This is a genomic window from Kribbella sp., assembly GCF_035655035.1.
GTDB lineage: Bacteria > Actinomycetota > Actinomycetes > Propionibacteriales > Kribbellaceae > Kribbella.
Window position 1 is genome coordinate 1 of record NZ_DASRVN010000146.1, and the last position, 11,884, is coordinate 11,884.

An 11,884-nucleotide genomic window follows, 5' to 3' on the forward strand; every position below is an offset into this window, starting at 1 on the left:
ATGCTCGGCGGCGAGTGGGCCGGCAAGAACGTCACGGTGCTCGGCGCCGCGTTCAAGGCCGGTACCGACGACGTCCGCGACTCGCCCGCCCTGGACGTGGCCGGCCGGATCCAGCTGCACGGCGCGAACGTCACGGTCTACGACCCGGAGGCGATGGAGAACGCCCGCCGCGTCCGCCCGACCCTGCGCTACGCCCAGTCCGCCGTCGACGCCTGCCGCGACGCCCACGCCGTACTGCACCTCACCGAGTGGCCCGAGTTCCGCGAACTCGACCCCACCACCCTCAAGGACGTCGTCGCCACCCCGGTAGTCATAGACGCCCGCCTCAACCTGAACGCCGAAGCCTGGCGCACCGCCGGCTGGACCTACCGCGCCCCCGGCAAGCCGTAACCGTCAGGAGACGCGGGCGTTCCGGATCACCGGGCGGCTGAGCGCGATCAGGCCGATCAGCGTGATCGCGACGCCGATCCCCAGACAGACCCCGGTGATCCGGATCCCCGGGACGTCGGCGATGGTGCCGAGCACCGGGTTCATCACGACCTGGGCGAGGCTCTGGCAGAGCACGATCACCGACTGCAGGCGCGACTGGTACTCCTTGTCGACCGAGTTCATCAGCAACGGCAGCACGTGACCGGTGAAGGCGCCGACACCGATCCCGCTGATCACCGCGGAGATGACGGCCAGCGGCAACGCCGTCACTACCGAGAGCCCGGCGAAGCCGACCGCGGCCACCAGCAGGCCTGCAATCGCGACGATCCCGGGACGATCGAAGGCGCCGCGCATCAGGATCCGCACCGACACGACACCGACCCCGATGCTCCGGGTCGCGATCAGGATGGCCGCCGTCTTCGCGTCCCAGTGGTGATCGCGGGCCAGCAACGGCAGCAACAACGCGTCCATCGGCATCAGCAACCCGGCAGCGACCGTCATCGTGATCAGCAGCGCCCGGGTGAGCGGCCGGCCGAACGCGGCCCGGACGCCGTCGACGATCGAGTGGAACATCCCCGAGGTCCGGGCCCCGTGCGGTGCCGTGGTTCCGCGGAGCAGGAACAGCACCACCAGCATGATCGCGAAGGTGATCGCGTCGAAGCCGGCCGCCGCGGACAGCCCGGCCCAGTTGACCAGGATGCCGCCGACCGCGGTACCGGTGACGGCGAACACGACGCCGGTCACCTGAAAGCTCGCCAGCGCCCGCGGCACCTGCGCGGACGGCACCAACAGCCGCGGCATCGCCCGGGACGACGGCAGGAAGAACGCGTCGATCACTCCGACCAGGAGCGCGACGATGACGAGAAGCCAGACCGGCTCGCCTACGGCGCGGCTGGCGGGTGCCAGTACGGCCGTCACGACGAACATGGCGGTGCAGCTGGCGAGGAGGACTCGGGGGGCGCCGTAGCGGTCGCCTACGGCGCCGCCGATCAGGAGGAGGGCGGCGCGGGGGGCGGCGGCGAGGAGCAGGATGAGGCCGGCGACGCTGCCGCCGTGCCGGGTGGCGGACCAGCCGATGCCGAAGCTCATCGTCAGGTCGCCGAGGAGGGACACCGCAGCGCCGAACAGCCAGATCCAGTAGCGGACCGGAATGCGCTGTGTGTCCGATTCAGTGGGCGGAGTCACGATCGACGACCTTAGACGACAACGAATGGGATCTCACGACTACCCGCCCCCGTCCTGTGGAAACCAGTCCAGACCTCAACCTTTACGCAGCTCTGCCGCCCCGTCACGCACCGTGCTGCCCTTCCCCCGTGCCAACTCCGCGAGCGACTCCTGGAACGCGATCATCCGGTCCCGCAACACCTCGTCGGAGGCGGCCAGGATCCGGACCGCCAGCAGCCCCGCATTCCGAGCGTTCCCGATCGAGACCGTCGCAACCGGAACTCCGGCCGGCATCTGCACGATCGACAGCAGCGAGTCCATCCCGTCGAGGTACTTCAGCGGCACCGGTACCCCGATCACCGGCAGCGGAGTCACCGCCGCGAGCATCCCGGGCAGGTGCGCCGCGCCGCCCGCACCGGCGATCAGCGCCTTGAGGCCACGCTCGTGCGCGGACTTTCCGTAGTCGATCATCTCGGTCGGCATCCGGTGCGCCGAGATCACGTCCGCCTCGAAGGGCACGCCGAACTCGGCGCACACCTCGGCGGCCGCCTTCATCGTCGGCCAGTCACTGTCCGACCCCATCACGATGCCAATCATCTGAAGCCCTTTACTCATCGATGGTGCCGGTCAGGTAGTCGGCCGCGTGCCGGGCGCGGGCGCGGGTCTCCTCGAGGTCGTCACCGTACGCCGTGACGTGGCCGACCTTGCGGCCCGGCTTCACCGACTTCCCGTAGAAGTGCACCTTCAGCCCCGGGTCGCGGGCCAGGCAGTGCAGCAGCCCGCGGTGCATGTCCTCCACGTCGCCGCCGAGCACGTTGACCATCACCGTGTACGGCGCCCGCGCGGCCGGCGAGCCGAGCGGCAGGTCGAGCACCGCGCGCAGGTGGTTCTCGAACTGGGAGGTGACCGCGCCGTCGATCGACCAGTGCCCGGTGTTGTGCGGGCGCATCGCGAGCTCATTGACCAGCAGCCGGCCGTCGCGCGCCTCGAACATCTCCACCGCGAGTACGCCGACCACGCCGAGCTCACCGGCGATCCGGAGCGCGGTCTGCTGCGCCTGCGCGGCCTTCGCTGGGTCCAGCCCGGGCGCCGGCGCGGTGACCTCGACGCAGATCCCGTCGCGCTGCACGGACTCGACGATCGGGTACGCGACCGCCTGGCCGTGCGGGGACCTGGCCACGATCGCGGACAGCTCGCGGACGAAGTCGACCTTCTCCTCGGCGAGGATCGGGACCCCGCTGCCGAACGCGGTCGCGATCTGCGGGTCGTCCGGCCCGTCGACGAACCAGACGCCCTTGCCGTCGTACCCGCCTCGGGTGGTCTTCAGGATGACCGGGAAGCCGCCGGCCCGCTTCGCGAAGTCCGCGACGTCGGCCGGCGTACCGACCACCTGGTGCGCGGGCGCGGGCGCGTCGAAGGTGTCCAGCCGGGCGCGCATCACGGCCTTGTCCTGGGCGTGCACGAGCGCGTCCGGGCCGGGGTACACCTTCACGCCGTCCGCCTCGAGCGCATGCAGCAGATCGGTCGGTACGTGCTCGTGGTCGAACGTCACCACGTCGCACTCCGCGGCGAACCGCCGTACCGTCTCGGGGTCCTTGTAGTCGCCCACCGGCGCGTCCGCGACCGCCTGGGCGGCCGAGACCGTCGGGCCTTCGGCGAGCACGCGGAGCTGGATGCCGAGCGCGACGGCGGTTTCCTGGGTCATCCGGGCAAGCTGCCCGCCACCGATCATGCCGACCACGGGCGTACCGACGGGGAGATCCTTACGATCGAACTTCACGCCTGTGAGCCTAACCGGGCCGATTTCGGGCTCGCCCCCTGGCCGGGTACCGTGGGAAGCTGCCCTGCCGTCGCGGTGTGATCACAGAAGGTATCGAACCCCGTTGAAGCTCGTCACCAAGCTGTACCACCAGTTCCAGCACCTGGTGCACGAAGCGGCCAAGTTCGGTCTGGTCGGGCTGCTCGGTCTGGTCGTGGACCTGCCGATCTACAACTGGCTCGTGTTCGACAACCCGACGGTCCTCGGGGCCTCCGGGATCGGCATGATGCACCACAAGCCGCTGACCGCGAAGGTGATCTCGACCACCATCGCCACGGTCGCGACGTACTTCGGGAACCGGTACTGGACGTGGCGGCACCGGGAGCGTTCCGGCCTGCACCGGGAGTACGTGCTGTTCTTCGTGCTGAACGGGATCGGCCTGCTGATCGCGGCCGGCTGCCTGGCGTTCTCGCGGTACGTCCTGGACCTGCATACCTGGCTGTCGGACAACATCGCCGCGAACTTCGTCGGCCTCGGACTCGGCACGCTGTTCCGGTTCTGGTCGTACCGGAAGTTCGTCTTCAAGGAAGAGATCGCGCTCGACGAGGTCGAGCACACCCCGGCGCCGGACTCCCCGGCGGAACTCGACGGGGAGTCCACGGGCGACCTGCCCGTCGTCCGCTAGGTCACTCCCCGTTCAACGGGGCACCTGGGTCCTTGACCCTGGCGTAGACGGTGTCCGGGAACGTCGCGGGAACCTTGCCCAGCAACCGGATCACGGTGGTCGCTCCGGTGAAGCGGCCGACGGCATACAGGTACGCGGAGTCGGTGTCCTTGTCGATCCCGAGCAGCACGGTGCCGTACGCGCCGCACTTCTGCGCGAGCACCGTCTCGAAACCCTGCCAGGTCTTGGCGCGGACCTGCTTCACGACCGTTTTCATCGGCGAGGCCGTCGGGATGTGGATCGTGTAGAGCGCGCCGCCGCGGGTGTTCGCCACGAACGTGTCGTACGTCGCGGCCTTGCTCACCAGCGCCATCGACTGCACCGCCGCGAACCCGGGCACCGAGCCGGCGCTGCGCCAGACGCCCTTCGGGCTGACGGTCCAGCGGAACAGTACGCCGTCGTTGCGCAGCGCGTAGATGGTCCAGCGGGAGATCCCGGCCTGCGTCGGCCCCTGGTACTCCGCCTCCTCGACCATCGTGAACCGGCCCCACCCGCCACCGATCCGGCGCAGCCCGGCCGGATGGTCGGCGGTCCCGTCGTGCCCGCTGTACGTCGCCTGGTACAGGTTGTCGCCGATGACGACGTAGCCGTACACGGAGTACCCGCCGAAGCCGTCGTCGAGCACCGCCATCGACGCCATCTCCTTGACCTGCCCGGGTGCGAACGCACCCCGCCCGAGCGCCGACTTGGTGGCGCGCGGCGGCGTGGTCGACACGATCGACACGTAGTCGTGGTCGCCCGCGGCGTTGACCGACGAGGCACTCAGCCCGCAGGTGGCCGTCGTCTCGGCGTCTGCGGCGGCAGGGGTCAGTGTTGCGGTGACCAGTACGGCCGCCGCGATTGTTCCGAGTGGTTTGATCATTCGTCCCACCCCCTTTACCAACCTTGATGATCGCGCGGGCGCGATGGTTGTATGCGGGCATGACTGACATCGAGGTGCGGGCGGCCGGGGCGGACGAGTGGGGCGCGGTGCGGGCCGTGTTCAGCGGGGCGATGATGTTCGACCCGGGTCCGGAGGACGAGCTCGACCGGCAGTTGTTCGAGGCGGAGCGGACCCTGGTCGCGACCGACGGCGCCGAGGTCGTCGGGACGGTGATGGCGCTGACGCGGGATCTGTCGGTCCCGGGTGCGGTGGTGGACGCCGCGCACGTCACCGGGGTCGGGGTCCGCGCGACCCATCGCCGGCGCGGCGTGATGTCCCGGCTGATCGGGCGGCAGCTGCGCGACGTACCGGAGGCGATCGCGCTGCTGTGGGCGAGCGAGTCAGCGATCTACGGCCGCTTCGGGTACGCCGCCTGCGCCTGGTCGACGGACTACGAGGTCGACCTGCATCGCGTTGGCCCGACCAACGATCGGGTCCGGCCGGACGCACTCGGCGTCCTGACGGCCGACGAGGCGCTCAAAGAGCTCCCGTCCGTCCTGCGCCGGCTGCAGGAGCAGCGTCCCGGCGTGTCCGGGCGGTCGGACCTGCGCTGGCAGAAGCGCCTGCGGGACAAGCCGGAGCACCGCAACGGTTCGATCGCGCGGCAGATCCTGGTGCACCGTGATCAGGACGGCGCGATCGACGGATACGCGTTGTGGCGCGGCAAGATGAACTGGCTCCCGGTCGGCCCGGCGAACGAGGTGCAGCTCGAGGAGCTCGTCGCGCTGGACGCAACGGCGTACCGGGAGCTGTGGCAGTACCTGCTGACGATGGACCTGAGCTCGAAGCTCACCTACGGGCACGCCGCGCTGGACGAGCCGCTCCAGCAGCTCGTGAACACGCCGACCGCGCTCGACCGCCGGATCAGCGAGTCCCTGTGGCTGCGCGTGACCGACGTATCGCGAGCCCTGCAGCAGCGGCAGTACGTCGTACCGGTCGACGTCGTCCTGGACGTGACCGATGGCCTGATCGAGGCCAACACCGGGCGCTTCCGGCTGACCGTCGACGGGTCGTCGGTGACCTGTCAGCGTACCGAGGACCCGGCCGACCTCAGCCTGTCGGTGACCGAGCTCGGCGCGATCTACCTCGGCGAACGGTCCCTGGCCGAGTTCGCCGCCACCGGCCGGGTCGTCGAGCACACGCCGGGCGCTCTGTACCGGACGGCCGCGGCGTTCCGCTGGCCGGTCTCGCCGGTCAGCCTGGAGATCTTCTAGCGGTCGTCGCCCGAACTGAAGATGGTGTCGCCGTCGTCGCCGCGTGACGGCTGCTTCGGCGGCTGCACCGGCGGGCGGCGGCGCATGTGCTCCGGCGGCTCCTCGTCGTCCAGGATCCCGTCGCCCATCTTGCCGTCCGGGCCGCCGAACAGCAGGTCGGACATCTGCAGGTGCACGTGCTCGACGTGCGGTACGTCGGGCAGCACCACCTGACCGCGCTCGCCGGCGGACTCGATGTGCAGCGTGCCGCAGCCGAGCATCCGGTCGATCAGGCCGTGCTCGTAGGAGACGTCGTTGATCCGCATCAGCGGGATGTCCCGGCCGGTCCGGGTCAGCACGCCGTGCCGGGTGATCAGCCGCCGGTTGGTGATCGTGTACGTCGAGAAGAACCAGTCCAGGAACGGGCGGACCGCGAACGCCGCCAGGATCACCACCCCGACCGCGAGGATCGCGATCCGGGCGGGGGTCTGCAGCGACCCGTTCGGCACGATCGCGGCCAGGAAACCACCGAGGCCCGCCACCACCAGCAGCAGGAAGACCGGCCCGATCATCGCCTTCCAGTGCGTCCGGGTGCTGACGACGACGTACTCGTCCTCACCCAACAACTTCGCCGAGATCGCCATGCCCCCAGTCTCACAGGTCCCGGGTTCGGTTGTCCCGTCCCGACACGATCGGCCTTCAAAAGTGGTTCAACACTTCACGAGATGCATACAGTGAGCGAAGATACGCGAAGGGTTGTCAGCTGGGGGACGAGAGGAAGCCGTGATGGCAGTCTTGTCGATACTCGACCGGGAGCACACCGTCGCACCGCCTGGGTACAGCCGCTGGCTGATCCCGCCGGCCGCGCTGGCCGTTCATCTCTGCATCGGGCAGGCGTACGCGACCAGCGTCTACAAGACCTCGATGGTCAAACACTTCGGGACCAGCCAGACCGCGGTCGGCGTGGTGTTCAGCATCGCGATCGTGATGCTCGGGCTGTCCGCCGCGATCGGCGGCACCTGGGTGGAACGCAACGGCCCGCGGAAGGCGATGTTCGTGGCCGCCTGCTTCTGGTCGGCCGGCTTCGGTGTCGGCGCGCTCGGCATCGGCACCGGCCAGCTCTGGCTGGTCTACCTCGGGTACGGCGTGATCGGCGGCATCGGGCTCGGGATCGGGTACATCTCCCCTGTCTCCACGCTGATCAAGTGGTTCCCGGACCGCCCGGGCCTGGCGACCGGCCTGGCGATCATGGGCTTCGGCGGCGGCGCGCTGGTGGCCAGCCCGCTGTCGCGGCAGCTGCTCGGCCTGTACGACTCCGGGTACGACCCGAACGTCAGTACGTCGGTGGCCGGCGGCGGCGCGCTCGTCGGGCTCTTCCTGACACTGGGCGTCGGGTACTTCGTGATCATGATGTTCGGCGTCGTCAACATCCGGGTGCCGGCCGACGGCTGGGCGCCGGACGGCTTCGACCCGTCGTCGGTACGGCAGCAGGCGCTGGTCACGACGGCCAACGTGTCCGCGGCGAACGCGATCAAGACGCCGCAGTTCTGGTTCCTGTGGATCGTGCTGTTCTGCAACGTGACCGCGGGGATCGGCATCCTCGAGCAGGCCAGCCCGATGATCCAGGACTTCTTCCGGGGTGACGGTGGCACGTCGAGCGTCGCGGTCGCGGCGGCGGCCGGGTTCGTCGGGCTGCTGTCGATCTTCAACATGGGCGGCCGGTTCGGCTGGTCGACGACGTCGGACGTGATCGGCCGGAAGCCGATCTACGCGCTGTACCTCGGCGTCGGGATCATCGCGTACCTGCTGCTCGGGACGGTCGGGCACACCAGTACGGCGGTGTTCGTGCTGCTGGCCGCGATCATCATCTCGTTCTACGGCGGCGGTTTCGCGACCGCACCGGCGTACCTGCGGGACCTCTTCGGCACCTACCAGGTCGGCGCGATCCACGGCCGGCTGCTGACCGCCTGGTCCGCGGCCGGGATCGCCGGGCCGCTGATCATCAACGGTTTCCTCGACCACGAGGGCAAACCCGGCACGCTGACCGCGTCGGCGTACCGCCCCGCACTGTTCACGATGGTCGGCGTCCTCGCGGTCGGCTTCGTCGCGAACCTGTTGATCCGCCCGGTCGCCGAACGATTCCACGAGAAGTCCTCGTCCACGGTGGAGGCCGCATCATGAATCAGACCCCACGCCTGGTGATTTCGTGGCTGCTGGTCGCCGTCCTGCTCGGCTACGGCGTCGTCGAGACGCTGATCACCGCGGTCAAGATCTTCCAGTAGTCCGCAGATGCGTCACGTCGCCGGCGGCCAGCGGACGCGGGCCGCCGGCGGTGTCGACGATCAGGCGGCCGTCGTCGGCCAGGTCGCGGGCGGTTCCCTCGAGGAAGGTGCCGTCGGGGAGTTCGACACGTACGGCTTGCCCGATGGTGGCGGACAGTTCGCGGTACTCCGGAAGAACCACGGCCGGGTCCCCGTCCGCGTCGACCCAGGACTGATAACGAACAGCGAGTTCGCGGAGGACGGCGGCCATCACGGTGGCTCGGTCGGTGGTCGACGCGCCTTCCAGGGCCAGCGAGGTGGCTGCTTCGTGGGGTTTTTCGTCGTCGCGGAGGGTGACGTTGAGGCCGATGCCGATCACCGCCGCGGGACCTTCGACGCGCTCCAGGAGGATGCCCGCGAGCTTGCGGTTCTCCACCAGTACGTCGTTGGGCCACTTCACCTGCGCGAGCACCTCAGCAACCCGGCGTACGGCGGCCGCCACCGCGAGAGGTACCAGCAGGCCCAGCCACGGCCAGCGTGCCGCGTCGACACCAGTAGGGCGCAGTAGAGCCGACATCAGCAGGGCAGAGCGAGGCGGTGTGGTCCACGTACGTCCCAGCCGCCCACGGCCGGACGACTGGTACTCAGCAGCGACAACCAGCCCCTCAGGCTGACCGTTTGCGGCAGCAGCCGCCACAACAGCATTCGTCGACGGTGTCTCGGCGACAACGTCAATCTGCGTCCAGAACGAACCAGGACGCACCAACCGCCCCCGCAGGAACTTCTCGTCCAGCGGGGGCCGCTCCAGGTCGCTGAAACTCATCCGGTGTTCTGCAGACCTGCGGCAACACCGGAAACGGTCAGCAACAGCAGCCGTCGGGTACGGACGATCTGCTCCTCGTCCAGCGAGTCGTCGGTCCGCAGCGTCCGCAACGCCCGCAACTGCAGGTAGCTGAGCGCGTCGACGTACGGGTTCCGCAGCTCGACCGCCCGGCCCAGCACGCGCCGTCCTTGCAGCAGGCGCTCCTGGTCGAGCACCTTGAGCACCCACTCGGTGGTCAACGCGTGCTCGTCCATCATCTGCTGGGTCAGCTCGGGCCGGTCGCCCAGCTCCAGGTAGCGGCCGAGGATCCGCCGGTCCGTCTTGGCCAGCGACATCTCCGCGTTCTCCAGCATCACCTGGAACAGCGGCCAGTTCTGGTTCGCGTCCCGCAGCAGGTCCACGTCGCCGACCGCGGCCAGCGCCGTACCGAGGCCGTACCAGCCGGGAGCGTTCACCCGGGCCTGCGACCACGCGAACACCCATGGGATCGCCCGCAGGTCCTCCAGCGACGACACCGCGACCCCACGCCTGGCCGGCCGCGAACCGAGCGGCAGCTGCCCCAGCTCCTCCAGCGGCGTCACGGTGCTGAACCACTCGGCGAACCCGTCCGCCTTCACCAGCCGGTGGTACGCCGTCCGTGCCGCCTCGTCGAGCGTCTTCTCCACCACCGCGAACCGGTCGGCCGCGACCAGCGCCCGCTCCTCGACGGCCGGCGTGGACGCCAGCAGGGTCGCCGCGGTCACCTGCTCGATGTGCCGCTGCGCGATCGGCGCGTTGCCGTACCGGGCCGGGATCGCCTCGCCCTGCTCGGTGAGCTTGAACCGCCCGGCCACCGATCCCGGGGCCTGCGCGAGGACTGCCCGGTTCGCCGGGCCGCCGCCGCGCCCGAGGGCACCGCCGCGGCCGTGGAACAGGGTCAGCCGGATCGCGTTCCGCTGCGCCCACGCGGTGATCCGCGCCTGCGCGTCGTACAGCGCCAGCGTCGCCGACACCGGGCCGACGTCCTTCGCGGAGTCGGAGTACCCGAGCATCACCTCGAAGCGCCGGTCGTTCGCGGTCAGCCGGTGCCGGACCCGGGTGAGCTGGATCGCGTTGTCCAGCACCTCCACCGAGTTCTGCAGGTCCTCGCCGGTTTCGAACAGCGGTACGACGTCCAGCTCGATCGGGCGGCCGTCGAGCGCGGCATCGGCCAGCTCGTACACCGCCGCCAGGTCCGCGGCGTTCCGCGTGAACGACACGACGTACCGCCGGCAGGCCTCCGGGCCGAAGCGCTGCTGGATCTGCGCGATCACGCGGAGGGTGGCGAGCACCTCTTCGGTCTGGTCGGACAGCTCGCCGCCGCCGAGTACTTCCTCCAGCGCCTTGGCATGCACCGAGGAGTGCTGGCGGATCTCCAGCTCGGCCAGGTGGAAGCCGAACGAGTTCACCTGCCAGATGAGCTGCTGCAGCTCGCCGAACGCCTGCCGTGGCGCTCCTGCCGTCACGAGAGAGTCCTGCAGGACCTTGAGCTCGTGCAGGAAGTCGGCGGACCGCGGGTACCCGAAGTCGGCGTCGCGGGACCGGGTCGCGGCCAGCCGGCGCGCTGCCAGCAGCAGCAGCTGCCGGTGCGGCTCGGCCGGCGACCGGGTCTCGATGTCCGTGATCAGCTCCGGGTTGACCGCGCGGGCGTCCTCCAGGATCCGGCGGACCGGCGCGGAGGGCGGCGTGGTCGCGGCGTCCAGGGTCAGCGACCGCCCGAGCGCCTCGGTGGCCCGCTCCAGCGCCTGCAAGACGTGGTCGGCCTGGATCTGCATCGCCTCGCGGGTGATCGCCGCAGTCACGTTCGGGTTGCCGTCCCGGTCGCCGCCGATCCACGAACCGAGGTGCACGAACGGCGCCACCACCGGCGTCCTGGTCCCGGCCGCGTCACCGGCCAGCGCGTCGTCGAGCCTCCGGTACACGTTGCCGACGACGTCGAACAGGGTCTCCTCGAAGACCGCCATCGCCGACCGGACCTCGTCCAGCGGCGTCGGACGGCTGGTCCGGAGCTGCGACGTACGCCAGAGCACGTCGACCTGCTCGATCAGGCGGCGCCGGTTCTCCGCCAGGTCGCTGTCTCCGGCGCGCGGGTCGTGCCGCTCGTCGAGCAGCGACGTGATCCGGCGGATCGTCGCCAGTACGGCGCGGCGCCGGGCCTCGGTCGGGTGCGCGGTCAGCACCGGGCGGAACTCCAGCCCGTTCAGCAGCGCGCGCGCCTGCTGCTCGCCGCTGTCCCGGGCGATCTGTTCGACGGCCTGGGCCAGCTCGGACACCACCGCCTCGCTGCCGGCCCGGTCCCGCTCGCGCAGCACCCGGGCGCGGTGCAGCTCCTCGCTGAGGTTCGTCAGGTGGAAGTAGCAGGTGAACGCCCGCGCCACGTCCTCGGCCCGCTCGTGCGGCCACGACGCAACCAGCTCCTCGGCCGCGGCGCCGTCGCCGGCAATGGTCAGCTCGCGCAGTTTCTCGACGTCGTCGAGCAGCGGCTGGCCGGCGTACTCGACGAGCACCTTGCCGAGGATCTCGCCGAGCAGGCGGACGTCGGCCCTGAGTTCCTCAGGCACCTCGAACCGCGCGCGGGTACGGGTCTCACT

The 11,884-nt window shown here is 70.1% G+C and carries 12 protein-coding genes; 5 read left to right on the forward strand and 7 right to left on the reverse strand.

Translation table 11 applies throughout. From position 1 onward, the window contains the following. Positions 1–390, forward strand: a 390-nt coding sequence (locus VFF46_RS08370; protein WP_325036455.1) for a UDP binding domain-containing protein, incomplete at its 5' end; no start/stop codon positions are given. Positions 391–393: 3 nt separating this feature from the next. Here VFF46_RS08370 and VFF46_RS08375 read toward each other — a convergent pair. From VFF46_RS08375 to VFF46_RS08385, 3 genes are all read right to left on the reverse strand, one after another. Beyond that, a complete protein-coding gene (locus VFF46_RS08375) occupies positions 394–1,614 on the reverse strand; it encodes an MFS transporter (protein WP_325036456.1) in 1,221 nt (406 codons plus the stop codon). Positions 1,615–1,689: 75 nt separating this feature from the next. Continuing rightward, positions 1,690–2,190, reverse strand: a complete 501-nt coding sequence (purE, locus tag VFF46_RS08380; protein WP_325036457.1) for a 5-(carboxyamino)imidazole ribonucleotide mutase — start codon at positions 2,188–2,190, stop codon at positions 1,690–1,692. 10 nt (positions 2,191–2,200) lie between these two features. After that, positions 2,201–3,373: a 5-(carboxyamino)imidazole ribonucleotide synthase gene (locus tag VFF46_RS08385; protein WP_325036458.1), complete on the reverse strand. Its 1,173-nt coding sequence runs from the start codon at positions 3,371–3,373 to the stop codon at positions 2,201–2,203. A gap of 103 nt (positions 3,374–3,476) precedes the next feature. Between VFF46_RS08385 and VFF46_RS08390 the strand changes: the two genes are divergently transcribed. After that, positions 3,477–4,037, forward strand: a complete 561-nt coding sequence (locus VFF46_RS08390; RefSeq protein ID WP_325036459.1) for a GtrA family protein — start codon at positions 3,477–3,479, stop codon at positions 4,035–4,037. Between the two features lies 1 nt (position 4,038). Here the strand turns inward: VFF46_RS08390 and VFF46_RS08395 are convergent, their stop codons facing one another. Continuing rightward, the gene (locus VFF46_RS08395) at positions 4,039–4,938 is read right to left on the reverse strand and encodes a hypothetical protein (RefSeq protein WP_325036460.1); all 900 of its coding nucleotides are present in this window, start codon (positions 4,936–4,938) and stop codon (positions 4,039–4,041) included. Between the two features lie 59 nt (positions 4,939–4,997). On the opposite strand from VFF46_RS08395, the gene VFF46_RS08400 reads away from it, so the two are divergent. Beyond that, positions 4,998–6,212 carry a GNAT family N-acetyltransferase gene (locus VFF46_RS08400; RefSeq protein WP_325036461.1) on the forward strand — a complete coding sequence of 405 codons (1,215 nt, stop codon included), beginning with the start codon at positions 4,998–5,000 and terminating at the stop codon, positions 6,210–6,212. Here VFF46_RS08400 and VFF46_RS08405 read toward each other — a convergent pair. Further along, the gene (locus VFF46_RS08405; protein WP_325036462.1) at positions 6,209–6,835 is read right to left on the reverse strand and encodes a PH domain-containing protein; all 627 of its coding nucleotides are present in this window, start codon (positions 6,833–6,835) and stop codon (positions 6,209–6,211) included. The genes VFF46_RS08400 and VFF46_RS08405 overlap by 4 nt on opposite strands. 142 nt (positions 6,836–6,977) lie before the next feature. Here VFF46_RS08405 and VFF46_RS08410 point away from each other — a divergent pair, with 142 nt between their 5' ends. Next, positions 6,978–8,372 (forward strand): OFA family MFS transporter, encoded by a 1,395-nt coding sequence (locus tag VFF46_RS08410; protein WP_325036463.1) that lies wholly within the window; start codon positions 6,978–6,980, stop codon positions 8,370–8,372. After that, the gene (locus VFF46_RS40590; RefSeq protein WP_414673044.1) at positions 8,369–8,473 is read left to right on the forward strand and encodes an MFS transporter small subunit; all 105 of its coding nucleotides are present in this window, start codon (positions 8,369–8,371) and stop codon (positions 8,471–8,473) included. Before VFF46_RS08410 ends, VFF46_RS40590 begins: the two co-directional genes overlap by 4 nt. Here VFF46_RS40590 and VFF46_RS08415 read toward each other — a convergent pair. After that, the gene (locus VFF46_RS08415) at positions 8,457–9,275 is read right to left on the reverse strand and encodes a biotin--[acetyl-CoA-carboxylase] ligase (protein ID WP_325036464.1); all 819 of its coding nucleotides are present in this window, start codon (positions 9,273–9,275) and stop codon (positions 8,457–8,459) included. The genes VFF46_RS40590 and VFF46_RS08415 overlap by 17 nt on opposite strands. Further along, a partial coding sequence (locus tag VFF46_RS08420; RefSeq protein ID WP_325036465.1) for a phosphoenolpyruvate carboxylase occupies positions 9,272–11,884 on the reverse strand: 2,613 nt, incomplete at its 5' end. The genes VFF46_RS08415 and VFF46_RS08420, both read right to left, overlap by 4 nt.